The sequence below is a fragment of the Alkalibacterium subtropicum genome, assembly GCF_900112455.1.
GTDB lineage: Bacteria > Bacillota > Bacilli > Lactobacillales > Carnobacteriaceae_A > Alkalibacterium > Alkalibacterium subtropicum.
The window spans coordinates 137511-159147 of record NZ_FOLT01000002.1 but is presented as its reverse complement, the minus strand read 5'-3'; the positions used below and the strand labels follow the sequence as shown (position 1 = coordinate 159147).

The 21637-nt window shown below is 45.0% G+C and carries 19 protein-coding genes; 13 read left to right on the top strand and 6 right to left on the bottom strand.

The window, feature by feature from the left end; genetic code table 11:
* The first annotated feature begins 212 nt into the window (after positions 1–212).
* Both BM049_RS02575 and BM049_RS02570 read left to right on the top strand, forming a co-directional pair.
* Entirely contained in the window at positions 213–2876 is a 2664-nt protein-coding gene (locus BM049_RS02575; RefSeq protein WP_091528444.1) for a cation-transporting P-type ATPase, read from the top strand.
* A 26-nt stretch (positions 2877–2902) separates the two neighbouring features.
* On the top strand, positions 2903–4210 hold the full coding sequence (locus BM049_RS02570; protein WP_091528442.1) for a flavin monoamine oxidase family protein: 1308 nt from the start codon (positions 2903–2905) through the stop codon (positions 4208–4210).
* A 329-nt stretch (positions 4211–4539) separates the two neighbouring features.
* Here BM049_RS02570 and BM049_RS02565 read toward each other — a convergent pair whose 3' ends face one another.
* Entirely contained in the window at positions 4540–5784 is a 1245-nt protein-coding gene (locus tag BM049_RS02565; RefSeq protein ID WP_091528441.1) for a dicarboxylate/amino acid:cation symporter, read from the bottom strand.
* A 292-nt stretch (positions 5785–6076) separates the two neighbouring features.
* On the opposite strand from BM049_RS02565, the gene BM049_RS02560 reads away from it, so the two are divergent.
* From BM049_RS02560 to BM049_RS02550, 3 genes are all read left to right on the top strand, one after another.
* Positions 6077–6934, top strand: a complete 858-nt coding sequence (locus tag BM049_RS02560) for an AAA family ATPase (protein WP_091528439.1) — start codon at positions 6077–6079, stop codon at positions 6932–6934.
* Positions 6935–7551: 617 nt separating this feature from the next.
* Positions 7552–8547, top strand: coding sequence for an LLM class flavin-dependent oxidoreductase (locus BM049_RS02555; protein ID WP_091528438.1), 996 nt, complete (start codon positions 7552–7554; stop codon positions 8545–8547).
* A 47-nt stretch (positions 8548–8594) separates the two neighbouring features.
* Positions 8595–9548: a 2-hydroxyacid dehydrogenase gene (locus BM049_RS02550; protein WP_091528436.1), complete on the top strand. Its 954-nt coding sequence runs from the start codon at positions 8595–8597 to the stop codon at positions 9546–9548.
* A 266-nt stretch (positions 9549–9814) separates the two neighbouring features.
* On the opposite strand, the gene BM049_RS02545 is transcribed toward BM049_RS02550, so the two are convergent.
* The 3 genes from BM049_RS02545 to BM049_RS02535 all read right to left on the bottom strand — a co-directional run bounded on the left by BM049_RS02545 (position 9815) and on the right by BM049_RS02535 (position 13369).
* Positions 9815–10954 (bottom strand): hypothetical protein, encoded by a 1140-nt coding sequence (locus tag BM049_RS02545; RefSeq protein ID WP_091528434.1) that lies wholly within the window; start codon positions 10952–10954, stop codon positions 9815–9817.
* A complete protein-coding gene (locus BM049_RS02540) occupies positions 10947–11504 on the bottom strand; it encodes a sigma-70 family RNA polymerase sigma factor (protein WP_177188569.1) in 558 nt (185 codons plus the stop codon). Before BM049_RS02540 ends, BM049_RS02545 begins: the two co-directional genes overlap by 8 nt.
* 677 nt (positions 11505–12181) lie before the next feature.
* Positions 12182–13369, bottom strand: coding sequence for a M20 family metallopeptidase (locus BM049_RS02535; RefSeq protein WP_091528431.1), 1188 nt, complete (start codon positions 13367–13369; stop codon positions 12182–12184).
* Positions 13370–13502: 133 nt separating this feature from the next.
* Between BM049_RS02535 and BM049_RS02530 the strand changes: the two genes are divergently transcribed.
* Together BM049_RS02530 and BM049_RS02525 are read left to right on the top strand one after the other, a co-directional pair.
* Positions 13503–14357 (top strand): aldo/keto reductase family protein, encoded by an 855-nt coding sequence (locus tag BM049_RS02530; protein ID WP_091528429.1) that lies wholly within the window; start codon positions 13503–13505, stop codon positions 14355–14357.
* A 23-nt stretch (positions 14358–14380) separates the two neighbouring features.
* Positions 14381–14752, top strand: a complete 372-nt coding sequence (locus tag BM049_RS02525) for a YccF domain-containing protein (RefSeq protein WP_091528428.1) — start codon at positions 14381–14383, stop codon at positions 14750–14752.
* 24 nt (positions 14753–14776) lie between these two features.
* Here BM049_RS02525 and BM049_RS02520 read toward each other — a convergent pair whose 3' ends face one another.
* A complete protein-coding gene (locus BM049_RS02520) occupies positions 14777–15394 on the bottom strand; it encodes an alpha/beta hydrolase (protein ID WP_091528426.1) in 618 nt (205 codons plus the stop codon).
* Positions 15395–15664: 270 nt separating this feature from the next.
* On the opposite strand from BM049_RS02520, the gene BM049_RS02515 reads away from it, so the two are divergent.
* The 4 genes from BM049_RS02515 to BM049_RS02500 all read left to right on the top strand — a co-directional run bounded on the left by BM049_RS02515 (position 15665) and on the right by BM049_RS02500 (position 18616).
* Complete coding sequence (locus BM049_RS02515; protein WP_218147188.1) at positions 15665–16264, top strand: DNA topology modulation protein; 600 nt, start codon at positions 15665–15667, stop codon at positions 16262–16264.
* Entirely contained in the window at positions 16245–17228 is a 984-nt protein-coding gene (locus BM049_RS02510) for an NAD(P)H-quinone oxidoreductase (RefSeq protein WP_091528422.1), read from the top strand. The genes BM049_RS02515 and BM049_RS02510 overlap by 20 nt, the downstream gene beginning before the upstream one ends.
* A gap of 89 nt (positions 17229–17317) precedes the next feature.
* Positions 17318–18253: an aldo/keto reductase gene (locus BM049_RS02505; RefSeq protein WP_091528420.1), complete on the top strand. Its 936-nt coding sequence runs from the start codon at positions 17318–17320 to the stop codon at positions 18251–18253.
* A 111-nt stretch (positions 18254–18364) separates the two neighbouring features.
* Positions 18365–18616 carry a hypothetical protein gene (locus tag BM049_RS02500; protein WP_091528419.1) on the top strand — a complete coding sequence of 84 codons (252 nt, stop codon included), beginning with the start codon at positions 18365–18367 and terminating at the stop codon, positions 18614–18616.
* Between the two features lie 213 nt (positions 18617–18829).
* Here the strand turns inward: BM049_RS02500 and BM049_RS02495 are convergent, their stop codons facing one another.
* Positions 18830–19708 carry a hypothetical protein gene (locus tag BM049_RS02495; protein ID WP_091528417.1) on the bottom strand — a complete coding sequence of 293 codons (879 nt, stop codon included), beginning with the start codon at positions 19706–19708 and terminating at the stop codon, positions 18830–18832.
* A 163-nt stretch (positions 19709–19871) separates the two neighbouring features.
* Between BM049_RS02495 and BM049_RS02490 the strand changes: the two genes are divergently transcribed.
* The gene (locus BM049_RS02490; protein ID WP_091528416.1) at positions 19872–20546 is read left to right on the top strand and encodes a response regulator transcription factor; all 675 of its coding nucleotides are present in this window, start codon (positions 19872–19874) and stop codon (positions 20544–20546) included.
* Positions 20530–21558, top strand: a complete 1029-nt coding sequence (locus BM049_RS02485) for a sensor histidine kinase (protein WP_177188568.1) — start codon at positions 20530–20532, stop codon at positions 21556–21558. The genes BM049_RS02490 and BM049_RS02485 overlap by 17 nt, the downstream gene beginning before the upstream one ends.
* The last annotated feature ends 79 nt before the right edge of the window (positions 21559–21637 follow it).

Genomic DNA, 21637 nt, shown 5'->3' with positions numbered 1-21637 from the left:
AATAGAAGTGATTCTATTAAACGGCGGGACCGGTTGAGAACAAGCAAGGCCCGGGCTCTAGAGGTGAAGACAGAGATGTATAAGTACAGACTTTAAAATAAGCAATATGCTTGTAGAGTGTCTTAAAAACTTACGAACAGGAATATAAACACGGCAGGGACCAGGCAAGGACTAAAGAAATATTCTATTTTAAGCATAAAGAAGGGGAGTTTATGGCTGACAAAAAATGGTTTACTTTAAGTCATGAAGAAGTCGAGCGGGAACTTGAAACCAGCAAACAGACGGGATTGAATTCAGAAGCAGTTGATAAGCGAAAAGAGGAATATGGCCTGAATAAACTGCCTGAAGATGAACAGACACCTGAATGGGTCAAGTTTTTGAAACAGTTCAATGATATCCTGATTTATATTTTACTGGCTGCAGCTGTTGTGACGTTTTTCCTTGGTCAATATATCGACACGGCAGTTATCCTTCTGGTTGCTGTCGTCAATGGGGTCATTGGCTACGTGCAGGAAAGCAAGGCTGAAAAAGCACTGGAAGGGATCAAAAATATGCTGTCTCTGGAGGCGATGGTTCTTCGAGGCGAACAAAAAGCAGAAGTGGACTCTATAGAAATCGTTCCCGGAGATATCGTTATCTTGAATTCCGGGGATAAAGTTCCGGCAGATCTCCGACTTTTTGAAGAGCATAAGCTGAAAGTTGAAGAATCACCGCTGACAGGGGAATCGACCTCAGTTGAGAAACAGACGGATAAACTGGATGAAGACACCCCGCTTGGCGACCGGACGAATATGGTGTTTTCGGGAACGACGGTATCATCTGGAAAAGCCAGAGGGATCGTCGTGGAAACAGGTGAGTCCACTGAAATTGGCCAGATCAACCGTTCCATGAATGAAGTGGAAGAAATCAAGACGCCGCTGCTCAAGCAGACGGATAAATTCGGCAAGACAATATCAGTTGTTATCCTTGTTCTAGCCGTACTGTTATTCATTGCGGGTTTGCTGATCCATGATTATGAATGGGGAGAACTTTTACTTTCGGTCATCAGTCTGACCGTGGCTTCGATCCCGGAAGGTCTCCCGGCTATCCTGACGATCATTCTGGCGCTTGGTGTGCAGTCGATGGCAGATAAGCATGCGATCATGCGTACACTGCCTTCGGTCGAAACGCTAGGGGCGGTAACAGTCATCTGCTCAGATAAGACAGGGACCTTAACGAAAAACGAAATGACCGTCCAGTCTGTTGTAACGAGAGAAAAAGCATACACCGTGACTGGTCTGGGTTACGAGCCAGAAGGCAAGATATTAGATGAAAAGGAAAAAGCTGTCGATGTGGCAGAAGAAAATGATTTGAAAGAACTGCTGACGGCCGCCAAAACAGTCAACGAAGCAGATATCTATAAGAAAGGCGACCAGTGGGAAGTCAGTGGTGATCCGACGGAAGGCTGCCTGATCACGCTGGCTGAAAAATCAAATGTGGATATCGAAACGCTTGCTATTCAGTCAAAAATACCTTTCGATTCAGAATACAAATATATGGCAGGCTTAGTGGAAGAGAGCAATCTGAAAAAAATTTACATCAAAGGAGCACCTGACAGACTGTTTGATATGGCAGGCCTCGGTTCAGAAGAACGCGCGTACTGGGAAGAGAAGATGAGCGAGCGTTCGAAAAAAGGTGAGCGTGTCCTGGCGGTGGGGCTGAAAGAGGTTTCAGAAGCGACTGATCGTATCGGTCACGACGATGTCCAGTCCGGCATCACGCTCCTGGGTCTGACGGGGATCATCGATCCACCACGGGAAGAAGTGATCGAAGCAATAAAAGTCTGTAAAGAAGCCGGCATTCAGGTTAAAATGATAACAGGAGATCATAAAGAGACAGCTTTGGCGATCGCGAGAGAACTAGGCATCACAGACCAGGATAAAGTCACAGAAGGACGCGAGCTGGATGAGTTGTCCGAGGAAGAGATCCGGTCACTGGTAGAAGAAGTGGATGTCTTTGCCCGGACTAGCCCCCAGAACAAGCTTCAGTTAGTTGGAGCGCTGCAGAATAATGGACACGTCAGTGCGATGACTGGGGATGGTGTAAACGATGCGCCGGCCCTTAAACGAGCAGATATCGGCGTGGCTATGGGAATCAAAGGTACTGAGGTAGCCAAGGAAGCCTCGGAGATGGTTTTGGCGGATGATGACTTCTCCACCATTGTCAATGCAGTGAGAGAAGGACGCCGGGTTTATGATAACCTGAAGAAAACCATCCTTTTCATCCTGCCGACGAACGGTGCAGAAGCACTTTTAGTCATGGCGGCACTGATGCTCGGCATAGAGATGCCGCTGACGCCGGTTCAGATCCTTTACGTCAATATGATCACAGCAGTAACGATCGCGCTGGCATTGGCTTTTGAACCGCTTGAAAAAGGAACGATGTCCAAACCGCCGCGAGACCCGGATGAACGTCTGTTGAGTCCTTACTATGTCTTTCGCATCATCTTTGTCTCAGTACTTATAGGTGGAGCCATTATGTGGATCAATCAGGGGCTGCTGGCAGGGTATGACAGTCAGCACTTGAATACCATCACCCTCCATTCGCTGGTATTTGCTCAGCTGTTTCATTTATTCAATGTCAGAAACGAGCGACACTTCAGTCTGAACGATCAGTTTTTCGACAACAAAGCCGCTTTTTTAGTGTCCGGCTTGCTGATCGTCTTCCAGCTGCTCGTGACCTATGTACCGTTTCTGTCTAATGCGCTGGGACTTTATCCGATCGAGCTGAATTACTGGGTATATCCCGTGCTGGTCGGTTTAGGTGTGTTCGTCATCGTGGAAATAGAAAAGTTCATTACGCATAAAGTGTTAAAAAAAATCAAGGTTAGGGAATGATATATTAGAAAGTGGGGAACAGTGACATGATGGAAAATCAGACATCCGAATATGATGTTATTATCGTTGGCGCAGGGTTAGCAGGTTTAGCGGCAGCGAAAGCGATGCACGAGGAGGGGAAAAGCTATGTGGTCCTCGAGGCAACGGATCGTTCAGGTGGGAAGGTCTGTTCAAAGGTGTCGGAAGACTCATCACGGTACTTTGAACTGGGTGCCCAGTTTGTCAGTGAAGAGATGACAGAAATGGTCAAACTGATCAAAGAAGCCGGAATGGTACTTACCAGGACAGAAGGCACGCAGGACAACAGAGTCATCAGTGATAAGAGCAAAGAACCTATTTATCTGGATTTCCACGACATCACGGATACTCTCGGAGCTATTTCAGGTGAACATTTCAGCTCGAAACCGATGGATCAAGTATTGGAAAAGCATATCAGCCAGAAAAGAAAGCGTCAGATACTGAAAAGTTTTATAGCTGCAGAAACGACTGTAAACAGCAGATATATCAATGCAGAGGCGATAAAAAATCTGATCAGCCGGGTCACCACCACGACCAGCGGGCTGGATCATCAAGCCTCAGGTCCGCTTTCAAACGTTGTCAAACACTTGGAATCACTCAATAAAGATGCCATTCACTACCTTGAACCTGTAGTGAAAGTGAAAGAAACGAAATCCGGCTACACGGTGAAAACCAAAAACAAATCAAAATACCATGGCAAAGCGCTGATTATGGCGGTGCCGCCTACAGCAGCCGCAAGGATCACATTCAGTTCCGCCCTTGCTGATCATTATAGGCCTTATCTGGACAGCTATACTGATGGCGCTGTGATCAAGATGACCTTCGTCTATGACAAGCCTTTCTGGCGTGAGAGTGCAGTCAAAGGGAAGCAGAAGAGCATCTACGGTGTTGTTTACAGTGCCCATGAAGGTGTCAATCTGATGGATTCTTCGATCAAAGGAGGAGAAAATAGACTGACCCTTTATATCGGCGGCGAAAAAGCTATCGAGCTTGCCGATGTGCCGACCGAGGTGAAAGAATTCTATGCCAGAGAGCGTCTGATAGAAGTGCTGGGAGAAGATGCAGAGAACTACAAAGATTATGAAATCAGTGAGTGGCAGCAGTCTCCTTATTATGGTGGCGGATATGGTGCGATCATCCATCATCATGGCCTACCCGATGCAAATGAGATTTTAAGGGAACCCTACCACACTATGGTGTTTGCCAGCACAGAACTGGCCACTGATTTCCCTCTCTTCATGGAAGGCGCTGTTCTTTCCGGACAATATGCCGCGAAACGACTGATTGAGAGTATGAGTGAGAGCGTAACCGAATAGAAGCAAACAAAAAAGATGGAGCTGGGACATTAAGTCTCAGCTCCTTTGTGTTTCCGACTGTTTTTTTAAAACGTGCTATGTTCCAAAAAGCAGCCCCGCTGTCCACAGAAGGGGTCTCAACAACGGTCTAGTAACCAGTTAACGATGTGATCCTTCAGGAAGTGGTCTCAATAGCTGTTTAGTAATCAGTTAACACAATAATCCATTAGGAAGTAGTTGTTTTATATTGCAGTTAATCGGTAGAAAGGGTTTCTATTTTAGAGTAATCTTAAAAGGAACTGAGGCTGGGAGTTTTCCCAGCCTCAGTTCCCTCTAATACAATTGTTAGATCAGTTGTTCACGGGAGGCACGACTTCAGCCTGTGACTTAACTGTTTCTTTCAGGAAGTATTTGTCATATACCTTGTCGATCACAAGCGCAATGGCATTGTCGCCGGAAACGTTGGCGGCCGTGCCGAAGCTGTCTTGGGTAATATAAAGAGAAATAAGCAGGTTGCCTAATGAACCTGTTGGATCGATGCCGACCATATAAACGAATGGTAGAGCACTCATAATGGCTCCACCCGGTGCACCCGGTGCTGCAACTAAGGCCACACCTAAGGTTGCGATAAACGCAGCCATCATACCGAAACTGTGTGTCATGTCGAACATCAGGAGGACGGCTGTCACACAGGATGTGATCGTTACGACACTACCCATGAGATGAATCGTTGCGCTCAATGGAATAACAAATTCTCTGATTTCTTTGGAGACGCCATTTTTTTGCGCACATTCCATATTAACTGGGATAGTAGCGGCAGAAGACTGCGTGCCCAGCGCTGTAAAATATCCGGGGATCTGATTTTTCAGCAAAGTGACCGGGTTCTTCCCAGTATACAGACCTGCGAAAATGAAGAGCAGAGTAATCAGCAGGAGCTGAAGACCGATAACGACGATGAAGACTCTCCAGAACACGGATAACAGAGAGAAGACAGACCCGCTGTAGCTTAAGTTCAGGAAATTACCAAAGATGTAGAAGGGTAAGCCGGGAATAATAAGGGCTGATAAAATTTGAGTGATGATGGACCCGAATTCTGCAAAGAAAGTATACATCACTTCGCCTTTTTCCTCTTTACGGAGCCATGAGATAAAGACACCGAACAGGAAGGCAAAGACGATGGCAGAAGTGACTCCGAACAGCGGTTCAAGCGGGAGATCAAATAGCGGTTCTAAGGCGGTTCCTTCTGTTTGAACGGTTTCTCTCACCGATGCATCAATGAAGAGCGGAAAAAGGTTGGAAGCGAGCAGGTACGCAATGAAACCACCGATCAATGTATTAGAGTAAGCCATTAAAGCATTAAGGCCCAGTAACTTGCCTGCCCCATCTGTCAAATCAGAAATGCCCTTGACAACAAAACCGACGATCATTAAAGGAATAATAAAGGCTAACAAACGACTGAATAAGGCTGAAAAGGTCACGGGTATTTGAAGAATGAAATCAGGTATAAAGTTCAGCTGCCCCACCAGGACCCCTAAACCAATAGCGATGAGTAACTTTGGAACTAAACCAACTGAAAACTTCTTGCGTTTTTCCATTGTATCTCCTCCAATTTTATCCGCTTAATTTATAAACAGATTGTGTAATTTTTTACAGTATACTACATTAAGGCGAAATAAGATATAACAAATTATATTTTTATTTAAAAGTTTTGTCATGGACTTATAATCGAATTGTTAACGCATACATCACTTATTTTGATGCATTTATCAATATTAAAATTAGATGTGAATATAATGTGTTAACGCTTTTTTTTGATTGTGAATAATTATTTGAAAAGATAAAAGCAGTTCATTATACTTTAATCAAGTAGTAGAAAGGAAGAAGCCGATGTATTTAAAATCCATAACTTTTCCAGATAAAGAATCAGAGTTTGATTTTTTTATCGGAATCAAACGGAAAGTATACAATACATATTATCCTTTTCAGGTCCTGTCAAAAAAAGAACTGAGTCGACTGGATCTGGCCCCCGTTACGATCCTATATGGTGGAAATGGTTCGGGAAAAACAACCGTACTGAATATCGTTGCGGAGAAAATCGGAGCTCAGCGTGATGCCCTGTATAATAAATCCAGTTTCTTTCCGGCTTATCTGGATTTCTGTTCCGTTGAACAGACCTTTGATGAACCTGTACATAAGCGGATCATTACCAGTGACGATGTGTTTGATTATATCCTGACTCTGCGTTCAGTCAACGATGGGATCGACGAGAAAAGAGAAGAGGTGTTTGATGAGTACCTTGAAGCCAAATTCGCCACATTCCAGTTGAAGTCTCTGGATGATTATGACGAGTTGAAAAAAATGACCGAAGCTCGCCGGAAAACCCAGTCCAGATATGTCAGAGAACATCTAATGAGTAACGTGCGTGAACAGTCCAACGGGGAAAGTGCCTTCCGCTATTTTATCGAAAAGATGGATGAGAATAGCTTGTACTTATTGGATGAGCCCGAGAATAGTCTGTCCCCGGACAAACAGCTGGAACTGAAACAGTTCATTGAAGACTCTGCTCGATTTTTCGGCTGTCAGTTTATCATCTCGACCCATTCGCCGTTCTTGCTTTCCCTGGAAGGAGCTAAAGTCTACGATCTGGACTCGGAACCGGTAACTGTCAGAAAGTGGACGGAGCTGGAACATGTGAGGAGCTATTACGATTTTTTCAGTAAATATAAAGATTCTTTTGAAAGCTAAGGGATCAGCTAGGAAAAGTCTCCTGAGATGGAGACTTTTTTCATTTATAAAGAGGTTTGATCTTTTCTTTGTATTTTTTGGACTATGTAGTGATCACGGGATGATCACGGAGCGATGAGTGGGGCAGTGTTGCTATGCATTCTGACTGCTGAGGATTAATTCAGTTTGAGCCGGTCCTATATAGGGGATATAGTGACCGGTCAGAGAGTAGAGCGGGTTCGGTTAGTCATAAAAGTGTGATGTAGTGACCTCTCACAAGGAAATTTATTCTGGGCAGCTAAAACAAGGCCCTTCTAGTGACTGCTCAAAAATAAAAGAGCTTGGGCAGGCGCTACCTTAACGATTTAGGGACGACTGGGCGAGGAGAAAAGGTTGAGAGGGACATACAGGGTCAATATAGGACCGACTCAACCTTGAAACGGTACGGGTAGTAAAAACTTATTTGACTTGTGACGACTCAGCATGTGAGCGGGGTTCAGCAGCTAAAACGGATCTCTACTCTGCAGGATAGAGGAGCCCTTTTCTCATAAAGAGGTATGATTAGTTGAATCAGTGAGATACTTCTGATTTAAAATGATATAGTAGGGATAATGATGATGGAAAGGAAGACGATGGAAATGAGATTGAGTGTACTGGATCAGGCACCGATAACGAGCGGGTATACGGCTCAGGAAGCGCTGGAAAAAGCGGTGGAGCTGGCCCGGTTTACAGAAGAGCTGGGTTATTACCGCATGTGGATGGCGGAGCACCATGGCAGTCCAAGTTTTGCCAGCTCGGCGCCTGAAGTTGTGACGGCGTATCTGGCGGCTAAAACCGACCGCATCCGCTTAGGTACCGGCGGGACGATGCTGATGCATTATTCACCACTTAAAATGGCTGAGGTATTCAAAACGTTAAGTGCTCTGGCTCCCGGACGGATCGACTATGGGGTCGGTCGTGCGCCGGGAGGTGACCAGAATGCCATCTATGCACTAGCCCAGGGAAATAATCCGGATTTTGATCATCTATATGAGAAACTGGATATTACTCTGGATCTGATCAAAGATGTCGTTCCTGATGAAACGCTATACAGCAAAACGCCCGCTTCACCGCAGAATGTGACCTTGCCGGAAGCCTGGCTTCTTGGTTCGAGCGGGAACAGTGCGATTCAGGCCGGACAGAAGGGTCTTGGTTATTCCTTTGCCCAGTTCTTCATGCTTGGAGCGATGCGTAAAGAGAATTTTGACTTATACCGGGACCGGTTCGTGCCTTCTGAATTTATGGAAAATCCGGAGATCAGTGTCGCTTATCTGGTGACCGTGGCTGAAACGAGAGAAGAAGCCGAGTTTCAGGCGAAACCTCAGGATATCGCTCGTATCCGACTGGGCCAGGGCCGCATGTCGCCGTTGATGACGCCTGAAGAGGCACGCGACTATCCACTGAATGAGGATGAAGAGGAAGCGATTCGGACGAATCGTGAGATCCATCTAGTCGGTACGGCCAAAGAGGTTGCTGAAAAACTATGTGCTGATCAGGAAAGATACGGCTTTCAGGAAGCGATGATATGCAGTATTGCCCATTCACAGGTTCAGCGTCTGAATGCCTATAAACTGCTGGCCGAAGAAATGCTTTAAACAAAAGACTTGTAAAGATAGAGAATCGACACGAGAGGAAGAAACATATGAAAGTTGCTTTACTGGAACCACTGAGAGTCCCAAAAGATATGATAGATAAATTGGCTCAACCCATCAGAGAAGCTGGTCATGAATTCGTTTATTTTGAGGAGAAAACAACGGATCCCGATGAACTGCTGAAACGCAGTCAGGCTGCAGATGTGGTGATGATCGCCAATAATCCGTATCCAAAAGAAGTCGTGGAACAGCTGAAAGAGACCAAACTGATCAACGTCGCTTTTACTGGTGTAGACCACGTCGCACAGGAAGCCGCGCAAGATAAAGGAATCCAAATAGCTAATGCAGCCGGCTATTCCGACCAGTCAGTGGCTGAGCTGGTCATTGGTCTGACATTGGATTTGTACCGGTCTATTTCACAAGGAGACAAAGAGATTAGGAAAGAGTCGTTTCCTGGTATGATTCAGGGGAACGAGATCAGAGGCAAGACCGTGGGCATCATTGGGACAGGTAATATAGGTCTGAGGACTGCGGAATTATTCAAAGCCTTCGGTGCAAAACTCATCGGCTATAATCGGACGGAAAAAGAAGCCGCGAAGGAGTTGGGACTGACCTACTTGTCGTTGGATGATGTCCTTTCACAAAGTGACATCGTATCCGTCCACTTACCGATGAATGACGAAACACGAAACTTTTTGTCCAGAGAAAAGCTGGAAAGAGTGAAGGACTCTGCCGTACTCATCAACTGTGCCCGGGGACCGATCATTGATAATCAGGCCCTGGCAGATTTATTGAATGAAGGAAAACTGGCGGGTGCCGGCATTGACGTCTTCGATATGGAGCCGCCGTTGCCTAAGGACTATCCGCTATTGCATGCGAAAAATACTGTGCTGACGCCGCACGTGGCTTACCTGACCGATGAAGCCATGGTGAAACGGGCTGAAATCGCCTTTGATAACACACTGGCTTTCTTGAAGGGTCAACCACAGAATATAATTAATTAATAAAGAAGACACCTCTAAACGTCTAGAGGTGTCTTTGACCGTTTTAGATATTTTCTAATTCATTTTTCAGATACTTCGCCAGTTCGAGCCTGGCGAATTGTCCGGCTGCTTCTTCATGTACTTAGTTTTAGTGTCGAATTGCGAACTACCTCATTGTCTGAAATAGACACGAATCATGATAAACCTGGACTTAATGAAATAAATAGAATGAATTAGTTAACGTACAAAAGCGTATCATGCCTATAATTGACACGATACGCTTATGACTACTGATTCAGTTTGATCGTGAATGGGTCGCCATAAGAAGAGAAGTCTAGCATGCCCGCATCTTCTGGAAACTCGGCAGAATAAAACTGGAGGTGAAGTTCTTCTGATTCCAGCATTTGCTCACTGGTAATGTCAGAATCTTCTTCAGATAGGGCAAGCCGTCCAGTATAGTGAGTCTCAGCTCCGTTATACGTGTAGCTGTGTTGAGTAAATAGTAGCTCATTACCCCGGTTATCTTCTCCGCGTATTTCAATTACTTCAAACGGTATATCGGTCCAGTCGCCTGAAGTTATTTCAATGAAACTGAAGAGTGGGTGTGTGTTTAAGCTTTTAATGGAATAACCATAGAGATCAGTGTTTAACTCTTGATTAATCGAATAGCTATTTGTGTGTTTCTGTAGTCCTTCCCTTGTCGTATCAACAGAAAATGTAGCTCTCCCTTCAACGGGTGGTACACGTTCGTCTCTTTTGGCAGTGTCTTTCATATCAGTAATGAAAAGATCTTCCAAGGTTAGTTCTATGTTGTAATTGTCGGTCATTGAAAAATCCTCATCGAGGTCTATAACTAATATTCGGTTATGAACAGCCTCGTCTTCGCTGACTGTTGTTCCGTAACTTAACATTGAGTCGGTGACTTCTTTTCCATTTATAGAAAGAATTTTATTCTCTATCCCTCCCAAATGATAGTCTTCTAAAGACTCTCCCAAATCAACGAGTATGTTGATGAGTAATAAATCATCGAAAATAAGCATATCCTCAACTTTTATTTCAGCATCTCCAATCGTCTGGACCTGATCGACGTCTATACTTGTATCGTCAGTTGTCCGTTCTTCTATACCTAAAGCATCAGTGATGGTATAGCGGAAGCTTTCTAAGAAAGAGGAGGCAGCCGCTTGAACCCGCTGGCCGACAGGTGTCTGAAGACCTAGAAACGCTAGAAAAAGTGCAGCGGCAACTAACAGGACAGGTCTTTTCCAGCTGGAAGTTTTCGGTTGCTCAGTGGATGAATGGTCGAATCTGTGCTTTACAGAATCGAGGAGTTCGTCTTTCTCTGCTTCGGATAAAGTTCGCTCTTCGTATTTACTCGTATCTAGCTTGATTTTATTAAGTAAGCGATAAATTTCTTTATCATTATTCATTTCTTGACTCTCCTCTCTTTTTGAAGTGTCGTCTTAGTTTTGATTTGCCCCGAGAGAAACGGCTGTACAAAGCGCCTCGACTTAACCCATGTTTTTCAGCAATCACGTCAGTCGAATCTTGTGATTCAAAGAGATCTTTAAATAGCTTATGATCTTTTTCGTTAAGGGGAGCAAGTAATTCTTCCAGTTTAATTTCCCATAATTCTTGAGATAAGGGTTTGTCGTTATGTACATATTCTGTTTCCAGCGCTTCTTCCCAGCTAACAGTCTTTAACTCGTTCTTGTATTTTTTCAGTGTATTGATAGACCGGTACCTTGCAATAACAGCTATCCAGTTTTTGAAACTTGATTTTGATACATCGTATTGTTCGATGTTGTTCCAGACGGCCAGAAAAACGTCGTTTAAGCATTCATCCTGATGACCAGGGAGTGCATAAAGTTGTTTTTGGATAATGGCTTTTAGTAGTCCGCCATATTTATGGATCAACTCTTCAAGACCCTGCTCGTTCCGTTTTTTGATTGTTCTGATTATCCATTCATCTTCTGCCAAACTATTCCCCTCCTTTGTTCGTTCACTTATATATACAAGGATAAAGCCGTGTATCTGTCAAAAATTCAAAATTAAATCTTTATTTTTCTGCTTCTAAACAAAAGCAGGTAAATTATGTAACTTTGGTACTTAGGAAACGGATTGAAGGTGGAACTTACCGAAGTGCTCGAAGTTCGGTAAGTTCTGAGATAAGACAGGCTGCTAAGTGTCGAAGATACCTTAGGTTCGGTAGATAGAAAATGATAGTTCATATCTAATAGCCGAATATAGTCGATTTCGGTAGTTAAGATTTCTTCATTCATCTCTAAGTGTCGAACTAAGCCAAACTTCGACACTTAGTAGGTGTAGTATTTACTCAAAGTGTCGAACATACCTGAGTTCGGTAGGTTCAGTACTTATACGTACTGAAAACTACCGAATACAGTAAATTCAGCACCAGTAGTCACGACCGAGAGTATTTATTGCAATGATTTATATTTTAGATAGCATGTTCCGAAGAACATGCTTCCGATTTGAATTTTTTGATCATAACTTTCCTCAGTATACCAAATAGATAATAGGTTGCCATGCTGATATATGCAGCAGAAAGACCTTGTAACTCATCTCGTATTTTTTAAGATGATCACACAAAAAAGCTCTCAAACATGACGTTTGAGAGCTTTTGATTTATGAAGGATTCATCCCAGATAGGAAGCGACGGCTGCGGCCATGGCCTTGGCGCTGATGAGGAGGCTGCGTTCATCGATTTCGAATTTAGGATGATGGTGCGGAAAGCCTTCCTTACCTTCAGGCTTGGCACCGACATAAATGAACGTTCCGGGTTTTTCCTGAAGATAATAGGCAAAGTCTTCCGAAGGAGCGATCGGGCCTGTTTCCAGAACGGCATTGATTTCAGGTATATTTGCCTGTTCGATCGCTTCTTTTACTTTTAAGGTGACGTCTTCGTCATTGACAAGGACGGGGTAGTCATTCACATAATCCAGCTGAGCCTCGACGCCGTACATCGCTTCGATCCCCTTGGTGATTTTTCTTACTTCCTCTTCCACTTGTGTTCTGGATTCGGAAGAAAGAGTGCGCACGTCTCCTTCCAGTTCAACGGCGTCTTTGATAATGTTGAACTGACCTTTACCGTCAAAGGAACCAATCGTGACCACGGCTGAGTCAAAGGGATCGATGCGGCGGCTGACGATCGTCTGCACATTCATGACAAAGGCGCTTGCGGCGACAATAGCATCATTGGCCGTATGAGGCATGGCCCCGTGACCGCCTTTACCTTGGATCTTAAGGCTGAATTTCGCTCGTCCGGTCTGTGTCTGGCCACTGCGGTAATATACTTTTCCGGTTTCCATAGCCGACATCACATGAATGCCGAGGACTGCATCCACATCGTTCAACACACCGGCTTCGACCATGCTTTTGGCCCCGCCCGGCGGCATTTCTTCTGCTGGCTGATGGATGATCCTGACTGAGCCATTCAATTGGTCTTTCATTTCGGCTAATGTTTCAGCAAGGATAAGCATATAGGCTGTGTGTCCATCGTGACCACAGGCATGCATGACACCTTTGTTCTGGGAAGCGAAAGGCAGGTTGGTTTCTTCCTGAATGGGAAGGGCATCGAAGTCGGCACGTAATGCAAGTCGTGGACCGGGCTTTCCGCCTTTAATATTTACAACTACCCCGCGGTTCCCACCGAAATCTGTTTCGATGCTGTCGACAGGGACATTCTTATAAAAATCTTTTAAATAAGCGGCTGTCTGTTCTTCCTGGAATGACAGTTCGGGATGTGCGTGAAGATAGCGTCTTACTTCAATAAGCCGATCCTGCTTTGCCTCCAGCTTTTTTGTCAGTTCATCAATTAATGACATATTTCTTCCTCCCTGTAAATTCTATTAGATGTTTGAATGGTGTTAATAGGATAGAATCTTTATCTATAGTATACTAGTTATAGATAGACTTTGCACAAATCAAGTCAGGATTCAGGAAGCGGAGGGAATTGGAATGGAAAATGTAATTTTAGCCAATGGACTTAAAATGCCGGTGTTGGGGTTTGGCATGTGGCAGAACACGAATGAAGATGAAGCCGTTAAATCGGTGTTAAAAGCAATAGAAGTCGGTTTTCGTCATATTGACAATGCGGCCGCCTATCAGAATGAAGACCTCGTGGGAGACGCACTTAGGGAAAGCGGCTTTCCAAGAGAAGAACTTTTTTTAACAAGTAAACTGAGAAATGGTGCACATGGGTATGATAACGTGAGACGTGAAGTGGAAGAATCACTGAGAAAACTGGGTACGGATTACCTTGACCTCTATCTCATTCACTGGCCTGTTGTCGAAGGACACGGGGAAGACTGGGAAGAAGATAATATCGACACGTGGAAAGCAATGGAAGAACTGTATGAGGAGGGAGTACTGAAAGCGATCGGTGTCAGCAATTTTTCCATCAATCATTTAGAAAACCTTGTTGATCATGCAAGGATCAAACCGATGGTCAATCAGATGCTTATTCATCCAGGCGTCACGCAGGACGAGTTGAGAGAGTACTGCAGAAAGAACGATATCGTTGTCCAAGCTTATTCCCCGCTGAATCCGCTGAATGTATTGAAAAAAGAGGATCGCATGCGAGAGATGCTGAACAAGTACAATAAAACCATGGCCCAGATTTTACTGCGCTTCTGTCTGGATCTGGATACGGTACCGTTGACGAAGTCCGCGCATATGTACCGCATTGAAGAGAATTTCGATATCTTTGATTTCAAACTGGATGAAAAAGATTTTGAATACTTGTACCAGTGGCAGCACTCTGATTTCCAGGAATCCAACAACCAGAATGAACGTCCACCTCAGATCAGCTGACTTATTATGAAAGGAAGAAGGATTTGAAGTTATTAGGTAATATCGTATGGTTTATTTTAGGAGGGTTTGTCAGTTTCTTAACCTGGCTGATCCTGGGTGTGCTCTGGTCGATCACGATCGTGGGCTTGCCAATCGGCAGACAGTGTTTCAAATTCTCGACGATGGCAGCTGCACCTTTTGGTAAGGATATTGAATTTGGACATGGCGGAGTCTCTTTTATGTTCAACGTTTTGTGGCTCGTTCTCGGCGGTTTTGCTCTTGTTGTCGAAGAAGTCACGATGGGGGCGGCCTTTTGCCTGACCATTGTCGGTATCCCCTTTGGGCTCCAGCATTTTAAGCAGGCTAAACTTGCCCTGCTTCCTTTTGGAGCGCGTATCGTCAGAACCGGAATGTAAAAAAGAGAAAGAAAAAATCGCCTGTTAACCCAGGCGATTTTTTTGTTTTCTATACCAGTTTGCTGCGGCATCGATTTCTGTGCCGGTAAGCTGATGACCGTGATTTTCCCAATGCAAAGTTACGTCAGCTCCGGCTTCAGAGAGCAGCTGCTTGAGTTCTTCTGATTCTTCTGACGGGCAGATCGAATCGTTCTTTCCGGCCCCGATAAAGACAGGAGTCTTTGATAAATCAGGAAGCTGCAAACCTCTTAGAGGGACCATCGGATGGTGCAGGACCGCCCCCGTCAGGGCATCACTGTAATGGAACAGCAGGCTTCCGGCAATGTTGGCCCCATTTGAATAGCCGATAGCGACGATCTGTTTTCGGTCAAAGCCATATTCATCTGCCGCCTCATCCAGAAAGTCGTTCAGTTCATGTGTTCTGACTTTCAGGTCTTCTTCATCGAAGACACCCGGTCTTAGACGCTTGAAATAGCGGGACAGGCCGTTTTCGCTGATGTTTCCTCGGACGCTCAGGACATTGGCTTTCGGGTCGATGCGTTCAGCTAATGGAAGCAGATCCTCCTCTGAACCGCCTGTGCCGTGAAGCAGGAGAAGGGTCGTGTTCGTCAAGTCTGTACCTTGTTTGAAAATATGTTTCATTGATCTTCACTCCTTAATGGGTTAATGGTATGAGGTTTATCTCTCGTTCTGTTCTTTTTGCTTCGGACTGTTCCGGCAGTTTGAGTGAATCTCCGAGCAGGCCAGTTTCTTTCGGACTGGTAGGATACAGTATGGAGCCACCGAATCCTTTGATGGCCAAGTTCTTAATGCCAGCACCGTTCGACCAGCTGTTCTACCCACCCTTTTTTATCTCTAATTCGAACTGATTCAAGTGTACCAGAACCTTTCTTTTTGTCAATGATTCTGACAATGAGTATGATTAGAGTAAGGGGCCTGACTTTAGTATACTGGATAAATGAGGTGGTATCATTGGAAAGAATCGCGATCATTGGCTCATCGGGTGCGGGGAAATCCACGCTGGCCAGACGTTTGGGAGAACAGACAGGTCTGCCTGTATATCATTTAGACGTGCTGCACTGGAAACCGAACTGGGTGCTTATATCTAAAGAGGACCAGCGTGTTATCCAAAAAGTTCTGGTTAAACGGCCAGAGTGGATCATTGACGGCAATTATGGTGGGACGTTGGATATCCGGATCGAAGCGGCCGATACGGTCATATTCCTGGACTTCAAGCGCACGCTTTGTCTTTATCGGGTCATGAAACGCGCTTTTCAGTACCGGAATAAAAGACGCCCGGACATGCACGAAGGCAACAGGGAACATATCGATCTGGCTTTTTACAGATGGATCTGGCGGTTCCCCCTCGACCAGCGCCCAATAATCATTGACCAGCTCGAGCAGCTTTCTGACGAGACTGAAGTGATCTGGCTGCGCACACCGAAAGACGTTGAAGATTTTTTAAACAGAGTGAAAGAAAAGGATGAATGTGATGAGAGCATGGAGCATTGAAAAACCAGGCGGCAGACAAGTCCTGCAGCAGATCGAAGTGGAGAAGCCTGTACCGAAGCAGGGGGAACTCCTTGTCGAAGTCAAGGCGGCCGGTATCAACCGTACGGATACATTGACCCGACAGAACACAGCGTTGACAGAACCTTATCCGATCTTAGGCGTTGAAGTCAGTGGAGTGGTCGTCGAAAACCAGTCGACCGATTCCAAGCTGCATGCCGGGACTCGTGTGTGCGGGCTGGTCAATCACGGCGGTTACGGGGAATACGTCACCATGCCGGATGAACGGGCAATAGTACTGCCGGATGAACTGACTTTTGAAGAAGGAGCTGCAATCCCGGAAGTCTTTTTGACTGCTTATCAGACGATGTACTGGCTGGGTGAACTGAAGGAAAAAGAGAAAATCCTGATCCATGCCGCAGGAAGCGGTGTGGGGACGGCGGCGATCCAGATGGCGAGCCAGCTGAGTCAGGCAACGATATTTGCCACAGCTGGTCATCCTGAGAAACTGGAAAAGGCAAAAGAACTCGGCGCACACGTGTTAGTCAACTATAAGGAAGAGTCATTTGCAGAACGTATAAGTGGAGTGACGGAAGGGATCGGCGTAGATGTTATTTTAGATTTTGTGGGGGGCTCATACTGGAAGATGAATCTGGAAAGCTGTGCAGTGGATGCGCGGTGGATCCTCATTGGGACGCTTGGTGGAAGCGAAGTGGATAAAGTGTCGTTAGGCGACGTGATGAAAAAGCGGATCGTTCTTAAAGGCACTCTGCTCACACCAAGAAGCGATGACTATAAAGCTCAGCTCTCACAGGAATTCGCTGAAGTCGTCATGCCTTTCTTTAAAGAAAAGAAATTGAAACCGGTCATCCATGTGGTGATTCCTTTTGAAGAGCTGCCGGAAGCGCATCGCATGATGGAAGACAATGAAAATACAGGGAAAATCATTATGAAGGTAAGTGACTGAAACGTCTCTGCTGTGTCCGAGTGGATTCACTGGAAGATGAGCGGTATCATAAAGAGTAGATAGTAAATAATATTAGGGGTGAAAAGAGAATGAAGAAGCGTATGTTGGGAAATACAGGGATAGAAGTGTCAGAAGTGGGTTTTGGCGCCTGGCAGTTGGGAAATGAGAACGATTGGGGACGGATGAGTGATGACGAAGCAATCCGTCTGGTCCATGAAGCGCATATGAACGGCTGTTTCTTTTTTGACACAGCACCGAATTATGGTCTGGGAAAAAGTGAAGAACTTTTAGGAAAGGCTTTGAAAGAAAACAGAGAACAAGTCGTTATCAGCAGTAAGTGCGGACATCAGGCGAATGATGAACAGAGTTTTGATCCGGACGACTTGATCGCTTCGGTTGAAAGCAGTCTGAAAAGACTGGATACCGATTACTTAGACAGTCTGCTCCTGCACAATCCGCCTTTATCGGCTTTGGATCAGCAGTCTCCGCAGTTTCAGGTGCTTGAAAAACTTAAAAAGGAAGGAAAAATCAAAGCGTATGGGGCTTCTGTCGATACAGGTAAAGAAGTCAACCAGCTCCTTGATAAAACAGACAGTCAGATCATTGAAGTCATGTTCAACATCTTTCACCAAGAACCCCTTGAAGCCATGAGCCGTGCTTATAATGAAGGCGTCGGCCTCATCGTCAAAGTGCCGCTGGATTCGGGCTGGCTGACAGGGAAATATGACGAAAACAGTTCGTTCGATGGTATCAGAAGCCGCTGGAGCAGGGAAGATATCCAGCGACGTTCAGAACTGGTAAACAAAGTGCGCCAGATTATTGGGGAAGACGCTTCGATGACCCGAGTGGCCTTACAGTATGTCCTGTCATATAAAGAAGTATCCACAGTCATACCGGGAGCCAGAAACAGCGAACAGCTGCTGCATAATCTCTCAGCCTCGCAGGATCTGCTTCCTGAAAAGATGGTTCAGGATTTGAGAGGACTCTGGATCGAAGAAATCAAAGGCCGTCCGCTGCCCTGGTAAGGATTTTACGCGTTCAGTTTTATCTGAGAAGGTGAATCTTACAGAATAAATCGGGTAGCAATAGTACGTTGAGTACTCACAGCAGCAAACAGGCGACGTACTCAGGCTAAAATGCGTCTGAGCAATGCCAATGAAGCGTTCATTGGACGTACTCAGGCTAAGATGTGTTTGAGCTATGCCAATGAGGCGCCTATTGGACGTACTCAGGCTAAAATGCATTTGAGCACTGTCAATGAGGCGCCTATTGGACGTACCCAGACCAAAATGCGTTTGAGCAATGCCAATGAAGCGCCTATTGGACGTACTCAGGCTAAAATGCGTCTGAGCAATGCCAATAAAGCGCCTATTGGATCTACTCAATGAGAATAAATCCGTGAGTAAGAAGAATACCGGTTTTGATAAAGGTTTAAAGTACGCTAAAGAGGCTTACTTTTCTGATAAACATGATCACGAGCTTTAATCACTTGCTTTAATCACGAAGAAACTGACCTCTATAGGTCAGTTTCACCATCATAAACAGACAAAACAGCGGGCGCTCTCAACAATAACTGAGAGCACCCGCTGTTCGGTTTGCCTTTAATAATATAACTGAAGTTCTTCCAGCTTTTTCTCTAATATCGAACGGCGAGCTTGAAGCTGTTTTTGAATGCGGTCGACTTCGATATAGATCTTGTCGAGGTTGTTCATATTACGCTGGATCGTGTCTTTCGTGCTCCAGTCAGAAAAAATGTTGTCAAAGAAAACGTCGAATATCCGCCTCATTTCACCGAGACTTTCGTAATCCAGGACATTATGCAGATCGACGTCTTTCAGTTCTTTCTTGTAGCGGTCGATCAATCCCTCCAGATAAAAGAGTTCTTCTTCAGCTTTGTCGATTTTGTCATATTTGAACATATCAACGAGGAAGCTGTCGGTGAACATATCCCAGGTGGCTAAAGAGTCGGCGGATTCCAATTTCTCCAGGGTCGTGTCCAGACTGTTCAATACACTCTGGCCGGCGTTCAGCGCTTCATTGATTTCACGGATCTCGGCTTCCATTACGAGACGCTGTTCTTCTTTTTGGGAAAGGGTTTCCTGGAACGTCGGATCAGTCGCCCTCAGTTTTTCTTTCAGTGCATCCAGTTCGTCTTTAAGCAGACTGATTTCATCGATGATCCGGGTAAGTTCTTCACGAGATTCCAGATATAAAGCCGAGGCTTGATCCAGTCTAAGCTTGGCCTGGATCTGTTCCTGCTTTTCTTCGTAAAGCTTTTTGTCGTGGGTACCGATCACCGTTCTTAAAAAGGTAGTGAAAGACTGGGATTCCAGTCTTTCCACATCTGCTGTTTCTCTCTGAAAAACAGCTTTGGCCTCATTGTGATGGCGTTCGTTTTCCCGGAACCGTTCTTCGGCAGATTTTTCTTTTTCGACCAGTCTTTCCAGCTTGATACGCAGTGTTTCATATGTATGGTTCATAGTGGTTGATTCTCCTTCTTCAGTCTTTCATTAAGTATAGCACAGCGCTTTCAAGATTGAATGGGTCTGAGGAAGTATTTCTAAAAAATGAGACCGTGGACGGATTATTATGCATAAAGGTCATGGTATACTGTATGTAATATGGAACAGGAGGTGTATCTGCATGTTTTCGATCATGATCGTAGAAGATGATGATGTGATCGCATCATCCTTGCAGGAAGAACTGATCAAGTGGAACTATGACGTACATAAGCAGGAAGACTTTACGGCTGTAATGGATGATTTTATTCGAATACAACCCCAGTTAGTGCTTATGGATATTCAATTGCCGTCCTGCAACGGCTATCACTGGTGTCAGGAAATAAGAAGAATGTCTGAAGTCCCTGTCATTTTCATTTCTTCCCGAACCGATGATATGGATCTGGTCATGGCCATTCAGATGGGGGCGGATGACTATATCCAGAAACCCTTTCAGATGACAGTGGTGGTCGCAAAGATACAGGCCATGCTAAGACGCACGTATGATTTTTCTGACACTGATCATTTCTATTCAGCAAGTCAAGTGATTTTAAAACCGTCGGAGCTGAACCTTATCTATAAGGATAAAAAAGCCTCTTTGACAGGAAATGAAATGAGAATAATGGAGATCCTGTTCAAACACAAAGGAGAATATGTCTCGAAAGAACTGATCATGCGGCAACTATGGGAAGACGAAGCGTTCATTGATTCCAATACCTTGGCGGTCAATATCGCACGCCTCAGAAAAAAACTGAAGGCAGTAGGGAAAGACAACTTCATCTTGACGAAAAAGGGTGTCGGCTATGCCATTTTTGAATGAGCAATCAGGTAAGAAGGGGTGGAAACGCTGGGTCAGGCCTTTTATAAAATCAGTCGCCCCACAGTTTTTTCTGTTCTTAACGATCCTGTTTATTTTTGCTCTCCTTATCTTCTTTACAGCAAGTCCCTTTTCCTTATTCTGGTATGGTGTGCAGCTGTCGTCATTCTTTTTTGCTCTTTCACTGATCATGCAATGGGCACAGTATCTGAACCGTGTCCAGGCGGCAGTTTCCATCCGTTTCGGATCAGAGACACAAAATAAAAACAGGCAACTCAATGCGCTCGATGCACTTTATCAGGAAATGTACCAGGAGCTGTATGAAGAGTATCAGCTGTTCAAGAAGGAAACCGTCGAAAAAGACAGAGAGCAGATGGATTACTTCACCCTGTGGCTGCATCAGATAAAAACACCGATATCAGCCATGAGCCTGCTCCTTCAGAAAAGTCCGGAAACCAAAGACGGACTTCGTCTGGAGCAGGAACTGATCCGAGTCAATGACTATACCCACATGGCCCTGAATTATCTGAAACTCGAAGATAGTGGGAAAGAACTGCAGCTGGAGGATATAGTTGTTGCGGATGTCATTAAAATCATTTTGAAAAAATATGCAGTTATTTTTATCTATAAAGATATCAGCGTGGAATACAACCCTTCGGTGCAGACGGTCCTGTCCGACAAAAAATGGCTGGAAGTGCTGATCGAACAACTTTTATCCAACAGTCTCAAGTACACGAAAGCAGGAAAGATCCGAATATACTTTGAAGATGAACAGACACTGGTCATCGAAGATACCGGCAGCGGCATTAGGCAGGAGGATCTGCCGAAAATCTTTGAAAAAGGGTACACTGGGTTTGACGGAAGACTGCACAGCAAGTCGACAGGACTGGGCTTATTCTTGTCCAGGAAAATATGTCGTCGGCTCGGTCATACGCTGATCATTGAATCTGAGATCGGCAAAGGAACGAAAGCGGTCATTGATTTCGGCGAGAAGTCATGGGAATTGTTTGAATGACAGTCGAATCGGAAAGAATCTTACATTTCTGTAAGGTTCTTTTCGTTTTTGTAAGCTTAGATAAATGCTGGAAATCCAG